Here is a 16,726-nt window from a genome sequence, read left to right as displayed (position 1 = left end):
GTGGACTCGAAAAACGGTGACCTGACCGCTTTTTTACAAAGCCACCTCTTCCTTGATAGAGGACTGGCTTTTGCGGCGATCGGCAAGTATCTGGGCGAATATGAGTCCCCAGATAACGGAAATCAAAAGATTGAAGGTGATGAGCCGGAAGACAGCGAAGAAAGCACCATAGACAGTCATGGTCAGTACGGCCGCACGGATAATGGTCCAGTGCGTCGACTCAGACTTGACCCAGGACAACCTGAAAAACAGTGGCCCGATCAGTACGACCGAATAAACAAGGAAGCCAGCGATGCCGCCGACCATCAAAATATAAAAAACCCAGTTGTGCACATAAGCAACCCATTTGGTTTGCCGCTCATTCTCAACGGTCTCCCACTGCATTTCGTGCTTGATACCCAAGCCGTTGCCTAATACGGGATGGCTGACAAACATGTTCCAGGCAATTTTGTACTCTACCAGCCTGGACGAAACGTTAAAGTCCAGTTTTTCTTTCAAGACAGGGTCTTTACTGTAGAACTCCTTCAGGTTGCCAGTTTTTATTTCTGTCAGTTGGTTCATTCGCCCGATCCATATGTCTTGCATGCCAGTGGCGAAGATGAAGAGCACGCCAGCTACGCCTAACGCTGCTCCAATTTTCACGACTTTAAGCCGCATTTCCTTGCGGAACATGAATATAAAAGCGGTAAACACAAATGCGATGAGCAGCGAACTCATCAACATGCTTCGGGTGAAGGTGATCAGTACGGCGAACAGGCAGGTCAAGGCCATCAAAAAACCGATTGCGACGACACTTTTGCGGCGAGCCAGGGTCGCCAGGACGACGCCCAACACGACCCCGACGGGCAACAAGGCATCCGTTGCCTGCGCCACCACCATTGTCACCCTGTCGCGCATCGGGCCAAGGGCCTCGGAATATTGCAGGGCAGCAGTTTCGGACATTCTGACGACCTTGTCGTCTACCATCACAAGCCAGTAGGGCAGCCAGATGTCGTAGTAAAAATAGTAAAAAATAATATAGCCGGAGAACAGGAATATGAGTGTGGCAATGGACCCGCCGAGCCAACGTATCCTGCTCTCATCGTTGCCTACGAGTATCGCGACAGACAAAAAGTTATAAATGAAGAGAAACGGAATTGCGCCGCGCACCCAGTCGACCAACGGCACGCCGTTTTTTACCGCGACGAACAGGTTGACTGCCAATACAAACAATCCGACAAGTAATGCCAGGCCGAAATACTTGAGTGCCGCCTTGTTCGCGGATCGTGAAAGTCTTACCAGTACACCCACAAAGATGACGCCCATTAGCAGGGCGAACGAAAGTTCGGTGATTCCGATGGTGGCAGGTGCCGGGGGCAGAGAGAACAGCAGGGGGAATAACGCGAGCATTCCCAGCCAGGGCGAAAACGCCGCCAGGATGATGAGTGAGCAAATCCCGGCGACACCCAGATAAAAAACAAAACCATGTTCTTGTATCAGACAAATAGCGGTAAGCGCTGCAAGTGCAATTGTTGCGCTATTTTTATTAAAAATCATTTCTATTACCTTGATTACTTCCGTGTTAGTAAGGGGAGACCGCCTTGAGCGAGGGCCTGAATCAGAACTTTTCAGTTCAGCCTGGTTCCATCGACTAAAAGCGAGAGCCAATCAAAACGATAATGCAGCTGGTTAACCTGGCATTGACAAAGTTCCGGAATCTCACTGTTGGCGGCCAAATTGCCGTTAAATCACCCGCCGAGAGGCTAGACTCGGTGGGGTTGTGGCGCTATGACCATAGGTCGGATCAATTCTGAAATATTTTGAAGCGAACATTCTAGCCAGTGTGCTGATGCAACGCGAGGGGTGTTATGGGTATTCGGGACGGGAGGTCAGGCGCGCAGTCCTTGTTCGGCTTTTGGAAATGCTCGGTTTGAAGCCGTGGCGAAGGACGTTACCGGGAGCTTGAATGCCTGGATGCGCGATGGACCTGAAATGAATGAATCCGTTTTTCGAGTGTTCGCTGTCGGCCTGGAGCAGACAAATCACCAGGCGTGAAACACTTCAACCACGGCGTGCCATCAGCAACACCGAAGCCGCCGCCGACAGCAACCCCGCACAGCAGCGATTGAAAATCTGCTTGCCCCGAGGTTTCGCAAACCAGCGGCGCATGTGCAGGCCCATGTAGGCGTAGGCGCCGATGGCGATCCATTCCAGGATCAGGAACAGCGCACCCAGCACCGCAAATTGCGGCGTCACGGCCTGGTTCGGGTCGACAAACTGCGGCAGGAATGCAGTGAAAATCAGGATCGCCTTCGGGTTGCCGGCTGCCACCAGGAACTCCTGTCGCGCCAATGTCAGCATCCCCGCCGGCGCGCCAGTCACAACGTTTTCAGCCCCCGGATCCGCGCGCCATAATTGCCAGGCGAGGTAGAACAGGTATGCCGCGCCGACAATCTTGATCCCGTAGAACAACAATTCCGACGTTTGCAACACCACCGCCAGACCTGCCGAGGCGAGGGCGATCATCCCGGCGAATGCCAGCAGTCGACCGATCCCGGCCACACACGCGGTGCGGTAACCGTAACGCGTCGAATTGCTGACCGACAGCAGGTTGTTCGGACCCGGTGCCATGTTCAGGGCGAAGCAGGCCGGGAGAAAAAGGGACAGGGTGGCGAGGTCCATGATCGGCTCCAGAAGCGAGAGCGATATTTTTATCACAGGTGCCGTGCGGCTCGACCCATACAGTGGCGAACGGCACGTCCCGTACAATCGCTTACTTCGCGAACTTCTTCGCCCCCGCCACACATAGAATCACCGCCACGGTCACCGCCAGCATGCCGATGCTGACCTGCTCGTGAAGCAAGGTTGCCGCCAGCGCCAGGCCAAAAAACGGCTGCAGGAGCTGAAGCTGTCCGACCGCGGCAATCCCGCCCTGAGCCAGCCCGCGATACCAGAAAACGAAGCCGATCAGCATGCTGAACAGCGACACGTAACCCAGGCTGAACCAGGCCGGTGTGCTGATCCCGGAGAACGATGCGGGGGCGAGCCACCAGGTCAACAGCGCCATCACCGGCAGCGACAGCACCAGCGCCCAGCAAATCACCTGCCAGCCGCCCAGTGTTCTGGACAGTTTCGCCCCTTCGGCATAACCCAGACCGCACGCGAGGATGGCCAGCAGCATCAGGATGTCGCCTTCAGGTGAGGCGGTCAGGCCTTGGGAGGCGGCAAATCCCACCACCAGCAGGCTGCCCAGCACCGAGAAACACCAGAATACCGGCCGCGGCCGCTCACCACCGCGGATCACGCCGAACACGGCGGTCGCGAGCGGCAGCAAGCCGACGAAGACGATGGAGTGCGCCGACGTCACGTATTGCAACGCCAGCGCCGTCAACAGTGGAAAGCCGACCACCACGCCCATGGCCACGATGAACAACGGCAGCAGTTGGCTCTTTGCAGGGCGCTTTTCCTTGAACAGCCACAGCATGCATAACGCCAGAACGCCGGCGATGGTTGCACGGGCGACGGTCAGGAAAACCGGGTCGAATTCCAGCACTGCCACTCGCGTGGCCGGCAGCGAGCCGCTGAAGATCACTACGCCGATCAACCCGTTGATCCACCCGCTGGTGGTCTTTTCCCGGGGCTCGATATGCAGGTTCGATACGCGTTCCATTGAGGTCACACTCGATGATTGTTTTCGCGGCGGGTTGCCTTGAGCGCATCGTATGGCTGACTATAAAGACAATCAAAAAATTGTCATGGATACATCTCGAGATGCCGCGCTCCCGATACAAGTCGCTGGTTGATTCCTTTGCCACTGATATCCGTTGCGGACGTTTACCGCCGGGCACTCGCTTGCCCACGCACCGCCAGTTGGCCGAGTCAGAAGGGCTGGCCCTGGTCACGGCCAGCCGGGTGTATGCAGAGCTTGAGGCGATGGGGCTGGTGAGTGGGGAAACCGGGCGGGGCACGTTCGTTCGGGAGACGTCGCTGCCGCCTGGTCATGGCGTTGATCAACCCGAAGTGGCTGCGGGCGTGATGGACCTGAATTTCAACTACCCCTCATTGCCCGGCCAGGCCGATCTGTTGCGCAACGCCTTGCGTCAGCTCGCGTTGTCCGGCGATCTGGAATCCCATCTGCGCTACCAGCCGCATGGCGGGCGCCTGCATGAGCGCGCGTCTGTCGCCAGCCATTTGCGCACGCGAGGGCTGAGCGTAGAGGCCGGGCAGGTATTGATCGTCAGCGGTGCCCAGCATGGTTTGGCGGTGACGATGATGGCGCTGCTGAAACCGGGCGATGTGATCGCGGCAGACGCGTTGACCTACTCGGGTTTCAAAGTGCTGGCGCAAGCGTTGCACCTTGAAATCGTGCCCATTCCCGTCACCGAGACCGGACCCGATCTCGATGCACTCGACACACTCTGTCGGCGTCGTTCGGTGCGGGCCGTCTACACCATGCCGACCCTGCATAACCCGCTGGGCTGGGTGATGGACGCGGCGTGGCGGAACCAGCTCGTATCGATAGCGCGCGCCCACGACCTGCTGATCATCGAGGACGCCGCCTACGCGTTTCTCGCTACTGACCCGCCACCACCAGTGGTCCAATTGGCGCCGGAAAGGACGGTCTACGTTTCAGGTTTTTCGAAGAACGTCGCCACCGGCCTGCGTGTCGGCTTCGTTGCTGCGCCGGCTGAAAAGGTCCCGGCACTGGAACGCGTGATCCGGGCGACCACCTGGAATACGCCTGGCGTGATGACCGCGATTGCCTGCGCATGGCTCGACGATGGAACCGTCAGCATACTCGAGGAGCAAAAGCGCGCGGACGCACAAGCCCGGCAAGCCCTGGCTGCGGAGCTTCTGAAAGGGCTGCCGTGCATCACTCATCCGTCCTCCTACTTTTTGTGGCTGCCTCTGGCGGAGGACGCCAGGGCGGACCAGATCGCCGTGGAGTTGATACAAGAGCAAGTGGCCGTTTCCACCGCCGAACCCTTTTCCGTCGCTGCCAACGTGCCCCATGCGATCCGGTTGGCGCTGGGGTCGGTGGACATGGATTCTCTTCGGGCAGCGTTGATCAAGGTGAAGCGGGTGGTGGGCGCTTATTCCTAGTACGGTTGGGCAGTTTTCTTCAATACGCGGACCAGCCCGCGCCTTACCGTGAGGCCTGGTTCAACTGAATTGAAGAAGGTATGCAATGAGTCTGATTATTTCGATGGCGGCGTTTGCCCTGGTGGCCTCGATTACGCCGGGGCCGGTCAACATTGTGGCGTTGAGTTCCGGCGCGCAGTTCGGTTTTCGCGCCAGTCAGCGCCACGTGGCCGGCGCAACGCTGGGTTTTGTGTTGCTGCTGGTGTTGATGGGGTTGGGGCTGCATGAAGTGTTGCAGGCATGGCCGGCGCTGACGCGGGTGGTGCAACTGGCCGGCGTGGCGTTTCTGTTGTTCATGGCGTGGAAACTGGCGGCGGACAACGGGCAACTTGATGCAAAGGAGTCGGGGCGGGCGCCGTCGATGGTGTACGGCGCGGTCATGCAGTGGCTCAACCCGAAAGCCTGGCTGGCCTGCGTGGCCGGCATGGGCGCGTTCGTCGCCGATGGCGAGGCGCGGCTGGTCTGGCAGTTTGCCGCGGTGTATCTGGTGATCTGCTACCTGTCCGTCGGTTGCTGGGCGTACGCCGGGACTTTTCTGCGCGGTTATCTGAACAACCCGGCGGGGATGCGCGTGTTCAACCGGATCATGGCGCTGTTGCTGGCGATGAGTGCGATTTACCTGTTGCTGCCCTGATCGATCATTCAGCCGCGATACTGCCCCGGTGTCGCCGCCAGATGCTGTTTGAACGCCCGCTGAAAATGCGCCTGATCGGCAAACCCGGCTTCCAGCGCCACGTCGGCGATCAGTTTGCCACTGCGCAGTCGATCCTGGGCAAACTGGATGCGGCGGTTGACCAGAAATGCGTGGGGCGTCATGCCGTAATGCTGTTTGAAGGCGCGGATCAAGTAGGACGGCGACAGTTGCGCAGCGTCGCAAATGTCTTCGAGCTTGAGTATTTTCGTGCAGTTGTCGCGAATGTAGTCAGCCGCGCGCTCCAGTTTGAAATTGGGCTCGCGCAGCGGTTGATCGCCGGGGTTGAGGCGTTGCTGCACGTCGGTAAAAAACTCGACCGCTGCGCTGTGTTTGCTCAGCACGTCCTGCTCGCTGTCGACCAGTGTTTCGAACAGCGTCTTCAGGCCGGCAAACAGGCTGGCGTCAGACGTATGGGTGATGGAAAACCGCCGAAATGCCAAGTCGCTGCCGAACCCGAGCTGATGCTGCAAGTCGGTGAGCCACGGCGTATCGACGTACAACATCAAGTACGACCACGGCTGGTCGTCGATTGGATTACAGGCGTGGACGTCGCCGGGATTCATCAGCACTACGGTGCCGGCGCTGACCTCAAACTCCGATTGTTCATGGATATAGGTACTGCGCCCGGCGGTAATCGCGCCGATGGAAAAGTGCTCATGGGCATGCCGGGTGTAACAGACCTCGCGCCCATCGGCGATGGAGCGGGCTTCAATGAAGGGCAGGGCATCGTCACGCCAGAAGCGGGGGGCCTTGTTAGCGTCTTTGCCAGCGGTGGGCTTCATTGTCGGTGTCCTCGGCAGGTCAGCACCGGAGTGTATTAGCTCTCGCCGTCAAAGGCTCGTTGCAGTGCCGCGATATCGAGTTTTTTCATTTGCAGCATCGCCTCCATGGCGCGCTGTGATTTTGTTGTGTCGGGGTCTTTCATCATGTTCATCAGGGCGATCGGCACGATCTGCCACGACAGGCCGAATTTGTCCTTGAGCCAGCCGCATTGCTGGGCCTGAGGGACGCCCCCCGCGCTCAGGGCGCCCCAGAAGTGATCGACTTCCTCCTGGGTCTGGCAATTGACCTGAAACGAGATTGCCTCGCTGAACTTGAACATTGGGCCACCGTTGAGGCCGGTGAAACTCTGTCCGTCGAGCTCGAAGCTGACCGTCATGACCGAGCCTTCAGGGCGACCATGTAAATCGAAACCGGCGTGGCCATAGTAGGTCGTGGCGGTGATTTTTGAATGATCGAACACCGAGCAGTAAAACTTCGCGGCTTCCTCCGCCTGATCGTCGAACCACAGGCAGGGCGTGAGCTTCTGAACGCGTTGCATGGCGGTAATCCTCTCCACGGTTTACTCGTGCTGAACTTTCAGCGTAGTCAGCCGGGAGGGGCTCGGAAGTACCGCAGATCGACAAGTTACCGATCAGAAATCCCAGCGGGTGGTCAGTTGCACGTTGCGAGGTTCACCGTAGAACCCGGTGCCAAAGTTGCCGAGCCCGGTGTAATAGGTCTGGTCGAAGAGGTTCTTCACGTTCAGCGTGGTGCTCAGGTGATCGTTGAAGCGGTAACGCGCCATGACGTCCACCAGGGCATAGCTTTGCTGGGTGATTGTCGAAGACTGGCCGAAGTTGACCGGGTCGTCGGGGTTGGGCTGGAACACATTGCCGAAGAATTCGCTCTGCCAGTTCACCCCGCCGCCGACGGTGAGTTTTTCCAGTGCCCCTGACAGCCGGTAGGTGCTGAACACCCGAACCACTTGTTCCGGCGCGGTGGTTTGCAGGATCGAGCCGTAGACGTAATCGCCCTTGGCATCGCGGGTGTGGTTGTAGCTGTAGCCGGCCGACAGATTCCAGCCTTCCATCACTTCACCCGCCACTTCGACTTCAAAGCCTTTGGTCGTGGCGCCTTGCACCGGGCGGTACACCGATTCGGTGTCGACACCGCTGACGTACTCGGCAACGTTGTCCTGCTCGATGCGGAACACCGCGAAGCTGGCGTTCAAGCGCCCGTCAAGGAATTCGGCCTTGAGCCCGGCCTCGTAGCTGTCGCCTTCTACCGGGTCGAGCAGTTTGCGCTCGGCATCCTTGCTCATCTGCGGCTGATAAATGCTGGTGTAGCTGGTGTACACCGACCAGGTGTCGTCGAGGTCGTAGACCAGCCCGGCATATGGGGTGACCACGCCGGTCTGGCGATAGCTGTCGCGCACATCCTTGGTGGTCGGGTCGCTGTAGTCCAGCTCATCGCTGGCAGTGAAGCGGCTGACCCGGGCGCCGAGGATCACCGCCAGGTCGTCGGTTGGCTTGAGGCGGGTGGCCAGGTAGGCGCCGGTCTGACGCTGGTCGATGTCGTTGTCGCCGACCCTGGCAATGTCCGGTTTCGCGAACTCGCCGCGCCAGTCGAAGATGCTGCCGTCGAGGGGCGGGTAGACCGAACCGTGCACCGGAATGTCCTGGCGCGTGTGCATCGACATGAAACCGGCGATCAGCTCATGCTCACGACCCAGCAGGCTGAACGGGCCGGTGAAATTTACGTCGAGGTTGTCCTGCAACTGATCGCCCTTGAACCGGCCCATGTACATGAACATGCCGTTGCCGGTGAGCGGGTCCGGATTGCCGCCGCTGGCCGAGGCGAGGAAGGTGTCGTGCTGGCGATGCTTGCGGTCGTAGCTGACCTTCAGCTTCCAGTCATTCACCAGTTGCTGTTCCACCGAGGCGAAAATCGTCTGGTTGGTGAAGTCGCGCCGGCTCCAGTCGGTGGCCGGGTTGAACGAGCGGGAAAAACGGGTGCGCGAACCGTCGCTGTTGTACATCGGGAAACCAGTCCAGCTGGCGCCACGGGAGCGGGTATTTTGCTGGTCGATACCGAAGGTCACGAGAGTGCCCGGGGTCAGGTCGGCCTCGAGGATGCCGTAGGCGATGTCGCGGGTGTTGCGGTAGTTGTCCAGGTAGGCGCTGCGGTCTTGATACGCCCCGACGAAACGCCCGCGCACGTTGCCGCTCTCCGTCAGTGGGCCAGCAATGTCGCCGGTGCTGCGATAGTTGTCCCAGGAGCCGACGGCGCCGGTGATCGAGGCCTTGAATGCTTTGGTCGGGCGCTTGCGGATCAGGTTGACGGTGGCCGAAGGGTCCCCCGAACCGGTCATCAGCCCGGTGGCGCCCTTGATGATCTCGACGCGGTCGAAGGTCGCCATGTCGGTGCTGGTGGTGCCGTAATCGTAGACGCCGTCGTAGTCGGTGTTGACACCGTCGTACTGGAAGTTGGTGATCGGCAGGCCACGGCTGGAAAACTCCCAACGCTCGCTGTCGTAGTTCTGCACACTGACGCCGGGTACGCGGCGCAGGGCGTCGGCGATGCTGGTGGAGCCCTGATCGTCCAGTTGCTGGCGGGTGATGACCGACACCGACTGCGGGGTTTCACGCAAGGACAGCGACAGCCCGGTGGCTGAAGAGGTCGATCCGAGGGTGTAGGCGTGGCTGTCTTCGGTGATGGCGCCGAGTGCCCGGCCGGAAACGTTGGTGGTGCCCAGTTCCAGCGGCCCATTCGTTGCGGGGGCAACCTGCAGGACATAGCCGCGGTCGCCCTGCGGCTGGGCTTGCAAGCCACTGCCTTGCAACAGTCGCTGCAAGCCCTGTTGCACGGTGAATTCGCCTTCAAGCCCCGGGCTGTATTTTTCACTCGCCAGGTCGTTGCGGCCGGCGAGGAATATCCCCGCCTGTTCGGCGAAACGGTTGAGTGCGCTGACCAACGAGCCGGCAGCGATCGTGTAATAACGCTTCTGGCGGGTGGGCTGTTCACTGGTGCTGCCTGTTTCGGCGTGGGCGAGGGCCGGGGCAAGACTCAGCAGCGCGACCGGAAGGGCCAGTGCCAACGGACGCAAGGCAAAACGAGTGCGAGCGAAGGAGTCGTGCAAAAGGGTGTTCCCTGGAATCAGATCGAGCGGCATTTGAAGTGCTTCACAGGGTTAACCGAACGAAAAACCAAAAAGGGAACTGTGGCGTTGAAATGTTTTTGATTCACGCTTTTGGCGCGACGTTGACCCACCAGTCCATGGTTTTTTCGACGCGTATCGGTAGCGCCGCTTCCAGCAGGCGCAAGGCTTGATCGGTGTCCTTGAGCGGAAACGAGCCCATCACCGGCAAACCGGCGATGGCCGGGTCGCACGCCAGATGCCCCGGTCGGTAGCGGCTCAATTCCTCGATCAACTGCCCCAGCGGCAGGTTGTCCGCCAGTAACAGACCACGGCGCCAGGCTTCGCGGCCCGCCGCTGCTTCGGTGGAAGGTGGCGTGTGGTTTTGCGTGAACGCCAATTGTCGTCCGGCCTCGACCACCTGCATCTGGCCCGCCGTGGTTCGAACTTCGACCGCGCCTTCGTAGACGTTCAGCAATGTCCGCTGTTGTTCCTGGCGCACGCTGAAACGAGTGCCGAGCGCGCGCATCCGGCCTTCGGCGGTTTGCACCAGAAACGCTCGGCTGCTGTCCTTGGCGGTATCGATCAACACTTCCCCGGCACTCAACAGCAGCAGGCGTTGCGTGGTTTCGAAACGCACGTTCAGCGCGCTGAGGGCGTTGAGCCAGATGCGGCTGCCGTCACTGAGGAGGCTTTCCCGGGTTTCGCCGGTGTCCGTAGAAAGATCGGCGGTCCATCGACCCAGAGCGTCCGGCAGCGAGGATTCCCGCCAGGCGTTCCAGCCCAGTAGCCCGCCCGATGCGAGAATGAGCAGGCTCTTGACTGTCTGCCGACGGCTGATCGGCGAGCGCGCGGTATTACGCAGCACAAGACCGGCGGCCTGCGGGTGATCATCTTGTAGCGCGGCGAAGCGCTGGCCAACACGCTCGACATAGCGCCAGGCCGCCTGATGATCGCCACTTTGCGCCAGCCAGGCTTGCCAGCGCTGACGTTCCTGATCGCCGACGTGCTGATCGTTGAGTTGCACATACCATTGCGCCGCTTGTTCGAGGCTGGCATGGCTGATCGAGTTGGAAGAGACGGCGGGCATGGCGCTACTCGATCAACAGGCCATCGAGTTCGGCCTCAAGCATCGCGCAGTGCATCAGCGCCTGTGCCAGGTACTTTTTCACCATGCGTTCGCACACACCGATTTCTTCGGCGATGGCGCGGTAGGGCAGGCCATGCAACTGGGCCAGGATGAACGCGTCGCGCACATTCTTTGGCAGGCGCAGCAGCATGGCGTCCACTTCATACAAGGTCTCGACGATGATTGCCCGTTGTTCCGGCGACGGTTGAACCGCCTGCGGGCGTGCCGCCAGCGTTTCCAGCCACGCCTGTTCCAGCTGTCGACGGCGCCAGTGATCGATGCACAAGCCACGGGCAATGGTCGCCAGGTAGGAGCGCTCGCGACTTTCGCAATCGAACACTTGAGGGCGCTTGAGCACGCGGATAAAGGTGTCATGGGCCAGGTCGGCGGCATCGAACGCATTGCTCAAGCGCCGGCGCAGCAGCTCATGCAGCCAGCGGTGATGCGTGACGTAGAGGTTCTGAACGCTGGAAGAATCGGCGACCATCATCGTGAACAGATATCCATGGGCGACAGGCGCCGTTGGTGCAAATAAGAATTGGTCGCGATTAAAACAAAAGGTTTAGCTGCGCGCAAATGATATTGGTTTGCTTTTAGAGTGTGTAGACAGGCAGAGGGCCTTGGTGAAGTCAAATTGACTCTTGCCGTAGTCGTATTGACTGTTATGGCGTCAGGTCAAATTGACTGCCTTCGTCGCAGCGTGTTGATTTTTATAGCTTAAAAAACTGGCACGAAACCTGAAGTAACAAACGTACAACTGGTCTGATTCGGGAGTACGGAAATATGTTCGCTTACTTCAGCAATCCTCAGAATGTCTTGCACCTGTCGAGCAACATGTTGGGCGCGGGCCTGGCGCTGTTGCTGGCAGGCATCTACGGCGCTTATCTCTACGCCGGACACCTGCCGATCGTGGTGTTGGTCGCGATGCATGCCATGACCATCATCGGGCCGACCCTGATCAAGATCGGCTATGTCATGCGCCTGCTGGCCCAGCATCGGATGGGCAAAGGTTTGGTCACCGCAGCGGTTTGAGGCATCAGACCGGTATTTTGCTTGTGCCGAGACGCTAGCCTCGTCCCAGACCACCCTGTTCGGCGATCCAGCGGGTGGCCAGGTCGATAAAGGCGCGCAACTTCGGTTGAGTCTGGGTTCTGCCGGGGAAATACAGGTACAGCGCCGAACTCAGTGGCACGAACGGTTGCAGCACCCGCTCCAGTCGGCCGTCCGCCAACTCATCGGCGATTTCCAGATCGCAGGCATACGCCAGGCCCGAACCGCTACGGGCGGCAGCCACCAGCAACCTTCGGTCATTGACGATCACGCCGCCCTCTACACCCACCGTAAAATCGCGCCCCTCGCGGCGAAACTCCCAGCGGTGTGCGCTCCCCGAGGTCGAAAAGCGAAAGCCGATGCATTGATGACGGGTCAGGTCTTCAGGGCTGGCCGGTTTGCCTGCCTTGGCGAAGTACTCCGGCGCACCCACCACCGACCATTGCAGATCCGGCGTGAGGCGCACCGCGACCATGTCTTTTTCGATGGACTCGCCCAGGCGGATCCCGGCATCGAAACCGCCAGCCATCAGGTCCACCGTGGCGTCATCGAGGGAGATGTCGAGGGTGACTTGCGGATAAGCCTCGCGAAACAGCGGAATCAGCGGCTCCATCAACAAGGCCCCGGACAGCCTCGGTGCAGTGAGGCGCAGCGTGCCCATGGGCTGATCGCGAAAGCCGCTGAGCACCGCCAGCGCCTCATCGATTTCACTGGCCGCAGGCCGCAACCGCGAAAACAGGCTGGCCCCGGCTTCAGTCAACGCCACCCGGCGTGTGGTGCGCTGGAACAGCAACACGCCCGTACGGCGCTCGAGCAATTTGATCGCATGGCTGACAGCGGTGGGGGTGACTGCCAACCGCGTCGCGGCAAGGGTGAAACTCTTGTGCTCGGCCACCGCCAGAAACTCGGTCAAGCCATCGAAAGGATCGTGATTCATCGCGGTGCCATTATGAAAGAGCGTTTCATAGTGCTTGTAACACGAGGGCATTTTTCCGGGCAATCTTCCTGCGTACCTTGTGCCTACCCCCACTGCACACAAGGAACACGCTCATGACCACCTCCAATAACTTCAAGCGTATCTGGCTCATCACGGGTGCTTCTCGCGGTATCGGCGCAAAAATCGCCGCCGCTGCGCTGGCCAACGGTGACGCGGTGGTTGCCACCGCCCGCGATGCCAACAGCATCACTCAGCGTTTTGGCGATCAACCCGGTTTGCTGGCCGTCACCCTCGACGTCACTGACGAAGCGCAAAGCGTTGCGGTCGCAAAAGCCGCCATCGAGCACTTCGGACGCATCGACGTGCTGGTCAACAACGCCGGTTTCGGTTTGCTCGGCGCAGTAGAAGAAGCCACTGCCGATGAAGTTCGCCGCGTGTACGAAACCAATGTCTTCGGTTTGCTGAACGTCACTCGCGCCGTCCTGCCGTACATGCGCGCCGCTCGCAGCGGGCATGTGATCAACCTGTCATCGGTGGGAGGTTACAGATCCGGGGCGGGATTCGGTGTTTACTGCTCGACCAAATTCGCCGTCGAAGGCTTGAGTGAAGCGCTGCATGCCGAGCTGGAGCCGCTGGGCGTCAAGGTCACCATCGTTGAACCGGGCTATTTCCGCACGGAGTTTCTCGAAGGCAATTCGCTGGTCGAATCGCCGTCCTCGATTGCCGACTACGACGGCACTGCGGGCGAAGTACGCAAGATTGCCAAGGCCGTGACCCTGAATCAGCCTGGTGATCCGGACAAACTGGCCCAGGTCATGATCACCCTGGTGGAAGCGCAAAAGGCACCGCTGCGTCTGCCGCTGGGCAGTGACTGCGTCGCGGCGATCGAAGCCAAGAACGCCTATGTCGCCGGTGAGTTGCAGGCCTGGCGCGAAGTGTCGGTGTCCACCGATTTCTAAGCCCCAACGCAACCTGTAGGAGCCGGCTTGCTGGCGAAGCAGCAGTGGCCATACTGCCGCCTTCGCCAGCAAGCCGGCTCCTACAGGTTTGAGGTGGTTTTGAGAGTACCGGTGGTCGATGAACCGGTCTCGCCCGGCAATTTGCGCTTAGCTATAGGGATAACCCAAACAGCGCTACCTGTAGGAGCGAAGCTTGCTCGCGAAGGGGCCGTGTCATTTGACATGGAAGTCGTCTGATACACCGCCTTCGCGAGCAAGCTTCGCTCCTACATGGGCCGTGAGTCTGAGGAATTCGTCATGCTGACCCTCAACATCAATGGCAAGGATCAGGCACTGGATGTCCCTGCGGACATGCCGCTGCTCTGGGTCCTGCGCGATGTCGCGCACCTGACCGGCACCAAATTCGGTTGCGGCATTGCCCAGTGCGGCGCTTGCACCGTGCATGTCGACGGGGCGCCGCTGCGCTCCTGCATCACGCCCGCCACGGCAGTGGCCCATGGGCAAAAAATCCTCACCATTGAAGGCCTGTCCACCGACGGTTCGCACCCGGTGCAACAAGCCTGGGCCGAACTCGATGTGGTCCAGTGCGGCTACTGCCAGTCCGGGCAGATCATGTCGGCGGCGGCGCTGCTGGCGAAGATCCCCAAGCCCACCGACAGCGACATCGACCAGGCGCTCTCCGGCAACATCTGCCGCTGCGGCACCTACCCGAGGATTCGTGCCGCGATCAAACGCGCCGCCGACATCGGTTGACGGGAGTCATGCGCCATGAACAGCTTCAATCCGTTATCGCGCCGTGGGTTTCTCAAGGGCAGCGCAGTGCTGGGCGGTGGATTGGTGATCGCCTTTGTCATCCCCGGTGCCCACCGTTTTGCCATGGGCGCCGAGAATCAGGGCAACGTCTTTGCACCGAATGCATTTTTACGAATCGGTAACGACAACAGCGTCACCGTGCTGCTCGGCCATTCTGAAATGGGCCAGGGCATCTGGACCGGCCTGACCATGCTGATCGCCGAAGAACTGGACGCCGACTGGTCGAAAATCCGCGTCGAACATGCTCCGGCTTCGGCCGCCGACTATGGTCTGGCCGGGTTTGGCGGGATGCAAATCACCGGCGGTTCGACCTCGACCTGGATGGAATTCGATCGCTACCGTCAGGCGGGCGCGGCGGCGCGGTTGATGCTGATCGAAGCCGCCGCCAAGCGCTTCAATGTCGCGCCTTCGGAAATTCGCACTGAGTCGGGTGTGGTCATTGCCGGCGACAACCGCGCCACGTACGGCGAACTGGCCGATGACGCGGGCAAACTGCCGGCACCGGACCCGGCGTCGATCAAGTTAAAGGACGCGAAAGACTGGAAGGTCATCGGCAAACCGACCAAACGCCTGGACACACCGGAGAAAATCACCGGGAGAGCCAAGTTCGGGATGGACGTGCAGTTCGACGGACTCATGACCGCGATGGTTGCCCGTGCGCCGGTGTTCGGCGGCAGTGTCAAATCCTTTGAAGGCGCGCAAGCGCTGGAGATACCGGGCGTGCACAAAGTAGTGCAGGTGCCGACGGGCGTCGCGGTGATTGCCGATCATTACTGGGCGGCGAAACTGGGGCGCGATGCGCTGAAGGTCGATTGGGATCTGGGGCCGAACACCGGGCTCGACAGCCAACATCTGCTGGAGAGCTTTCGCAAACTCGCCGCCACGCCGGGCACTTCGGCCAGCAAGGCCGGGGATGCGCAGGGCGCTTTGCGCAAGGCAGCGAAGGCGATTGATGTCGAGTACAGCGTGCCGTACCTGGCTCATGCGCCAATGGAACCGCTCAATTGCACGGTGAAAATCACCCAGGACAAATGCGAAATCTGGACCGGTACGCAGTTCCAGACGCTGGATCAGATGATCGCGGGAAAAATCACCGGGCTCAAACCCGAGCAGGTCGAGATTCATACCGAGTTTCTGGGCGGCGGTTTCGGCCGGCGGGCCAACCCGACTTCAGACTTTGTCGCTGAGGCCGTGGAGGTTGCGAAGGCGGCGGGCGGCCCGGTGAAAACGGTGTGGTCGCGGGAGGACGACATCCGTGGTGGCTATTACCGTTCGGCGTTCCTGCATCAGGCGCGTATCGGCCTGGATGCCAGTGGAATGCCGATTGCGTGGAAGCACGTGATGGTCGGGCAGTCGATCATGGACGGCACAGCGTTTGCGGCCACCATGGTCAAGGACGGTATCGACAAAACGTCGGTCGAAGGCGTTGTCGACAGCCCTTACATCGAGGGCTTGGCCGATCATCAGGTGGAACTGCATTCGCCGAAAACCGGCATCACCGTGTTGTGGTTGCGTTCGGTCGGGCACACCCACACGGCGTTCGTGATGGAGTCGTTGATCGATGAGCTGGCCGAAGCGGCAGGTAAGGACCCGGTGGAGTACCGGCGAACCTTGCTCAAGGACCATGCGCGGCATCTTGGTGTGTTGAACCTGGCGGTCGAGAAGGCCAATTGGACAGCGCCATTACCGGATGGGCATGCACTGGGTGTCGCGGTGCATGAGTCGTTCGGCAGCTACGTCGCGCAGGTTGCCGAGGTGTCCCAGGACAACCTGAAGATCCGCGTGCACCGGGTGGTGTGCGCGGTGGACTGCGGGATTGCGGTCAACCCGATGAGCATCGCGGCGCAAATGGAGTCGGCCATCACCTTCGGCCTCGGCTTTACCCTGCACAGCAAACTGACCTTCAAGAATGGGCAGGTGGTGCAGTCCAATTACCACGACTATCAGGTGCTGCGCCTGAACGAAATGCCGGTGGTTGAAGTGCATATCGTGCCCAGCACCGACAAACCCGGCGGCATCGGTGAGGCTGGCGTGCCGCCCACGGCGCCAGCGGTGGCCAACGCAGTGTTTGCCCTGACCGGGCAACGGTTGCGCGAACTGCCCTTGCAACTGTCGGGGGTGTGAG

Annotated in this window: 15 protein-coding genes; 6 read left to right on the top strand and 9 right to left on the bottom strand. The window is 60.1% G+C overall.

What is annotated here, in order from left to right; all coding sequences use genetic code 11:
• Positions 1-33: 33 nt before the first annotated feature.
• The 3 genes from IB245_RS09355 to IB245_RS09345 form a co-directional block, all read right to left on the bottom strand.
• Positions 34-1,536 carry an O-antigen ligase family protein gene (locus IB245_RS09355; protein ID WP_192227380.1) on the bottom strand — a complete coding sequence of 501 codons (1,503 nt, stop codon included), beginning with the start codon at positions 1,534-1,536 and terminating at the stop codon, positions 34-36.
• 504 nt (positions 1,537-2,040) lie between these two features.
• Positions 2,041-2,661, bottom strand: coding sequence for a LysE family translocator (locus IB245_RS09350; protein ID WP_192227379.1), 621 nt, complete (start codon positions 2,659-2,661; stop codon positions 2,041-2,043).
• Between the two features lie 91 nt (positions 2,662-2,752).
• Entirely contained in the window at positions 2,753-3,649 is an 897-nt protein-coding gene (locus IB245_RS09345) for a DMT family transporter (protein WP_192227378.1), read from the bottom strand.
• Positions 3,650-3,750: 101 nt separating this feature from the next.
• On the opposite strand from IB245_RS09345, the gene IB245_RS09340 reads away from it, so the two are divergent.
• Both IB245_RS09340 and IB245_RS09335 read left to right on the top strand, forming a co-directional pair.
• Positions 3,751-5,082 carry a PLP-dependent aminotransferase family protein gene (locus IB245_RS09340; RefSeq protein WP_192227377.1) on the top strand — a complete coding sequence of 444 codons (1,332 nt, stop codon included), beginning with the start codon at positions 3,751-3,753 and terminating at the stop codon, positions 5,080-5,082.
• Positions 5,083-5,167: 85 nt separating this feature from the next.
• Entirely contained in the window at positions 5,168-5,755 is a 588-nt protein-coding gene (locus tag IB245_RS09335) for a LysE family translocator (RefSeq protein WP_192227376.1), read from the top strand.
• Positions 5,756-5,763: 8 nt separating this feature from the next.
• Here the strand turns inward: IB245_RS09335 and IB245_RS09330 are convergent, their stop codons facing one another.
• The 5 genes from IB245_RS09330 to IB245_RS09310 form a co-directional block, all read right to left on the bottom strand.
• Positions 5,764-6,597 (bottom strand): AraC family transcriptional regulator, encoded by an 834-nt coding sequence (locus IB245_RS09330; RefSeq protein ID WP_192227375.1) that lies wholly within the window; start codon positions 6,595-6,597, stop codon positions 5,764-5,766.
• Between the two features lie 35 nt (positions 6,598-6,632).
• Entirely contained in the window at positions 6,633-7,136 is a 504-nt protein-coding gene (locus IB245_RS09325; RefSeq protein ID WP_192227374.1) for a VOC family protein, read from the bottom strand.
• 93 nt (positions 7,137-7,229) lie between these two features.
• Positions 7,230-9,749 (bottom strand): TonB-dependent siderophore receptor, encoded by a 2,520-nt coding sequence (locus tag IB245_RS09320; protein ID WP_192227373.1) that lies wholly within the window; start codon positions 9,747-9,749, stop codon positions 7,230-7,232.
• Between the two features lie 70 nt (positions 9,750-9,819).
• Entirely contained in the window at positions 9,820-10,803 is a 984-nt protein-coding gene (locus IB245_RS09315) for a FecR domain-containing protein (protein WP_192227372.1), read from the bottom strand.
• A 4-nt stretch (positions 10,804-10,807) separates the two neighbouring features.
• Positions 10,808-11,332 carry a sigma-70 family RNA polymerase sigma factor gene (locus tag IB245_RS09310; protein WP_192227371.1) on the bottom strand — a complete coding sequence of 175 codons (525 nt, stop codon included), beginning with the start codon at positions 11,330-11,332 and terminating at the stop codon, positions 10,808-10,810.
• A gap of 293 nt (positions 11,333-11,625) precedes the next feature.
• Here IB245_RS09310 and IB245_RS09305 point away from each other — a divergent pair, with 293 nt between their 5' ends.
• Positions 11,626-11,874: a transmembrane sensor/regulator PpyR gene (locus IB245_RS09305; protein ID WP_192227370.1), complete on the top strand. Its 249-nt coding sequence runs from the start codon at positions 11,626-11,628 to the stop codon at positions 11,872-11,874.
• 34 nt (positions 11,875-11,908) lie between these two features.
• Here IB245_RS09305 and IB245_RS09300 read toward each other — a convergent pair whose 3' ends face one another.
• Positions 11,909-12,829: a LysR family transcriptional regulator gene (locus tag IB245_RS09300; protein WP_192227369.1), complete on the bottom strand. Its 921-nt coding sequence runs from the start codon at positions 12,827-12,829 to the stop codon at positions 11,909-11,911.
• A gap of 113 nt (positions 12,830-12,942) precedes the next feature.
• On the opposite strand from IB245_RS09300, the gene IB245_RS09295 reads away from it, so the two are divergent.
• The 3 genes from IB245_RS09295 (at position 12,943) to IB245_RS09285 (ending at position 16,725) form a co-directional block, all read left to right on the top strand.
• The gene (locus tag IB245_RS09295; RefSeq protein ID WP_192227368.1) at positions 12,943-13,788 is read left to right on the top strand and encodes an oxidoreductase; all 846 of its coding nucleotides are present in this window, start codon (positions 12,943-12,945) and stop codon (positions 13,786-13,788) included.
• A gap of 297 nt (positions 13,789-14,085) precedes the next feature.
• The gene (locus IB245_RS09290) at positions 14,086-14,541 is read left to right on the top strand and encodes a (2Fe-2S)-binding protein (protein WP_192227367.1); all 456 of its coding nucleotides are present in this window, start codon (positions 14,086-14,088) and stop codon (positions 14,539-14,541) included.
• Between the two features lie 15 nt (positions 14,542-14,556).
• Entirely contained in the window at positions 14,557-16,725 is a 2,169-nt protein-coding gene (locus IB245_RS09285; protein WP_192227366.1) for a xanthine dehydrogenase family protein molybdopterin-binding subunit, read from the top strand.
• Position 16,726 lies beyond the last annotated feature (1 nt).

The organism is Pseudomonas sp. PDM02 (assembly GCF_014852285.1).
GTDB classification, from domain to species: Bacteria; Pseudomonadota; Gammaproteobacteria; order Pseudomonadales; family Pseudomonadaceae; genus Aquipseudomonas; species Aquipseudomonas migulae.
This window is presented reverse-complemented; position numbering and strand designations above follow the sequence as displayed.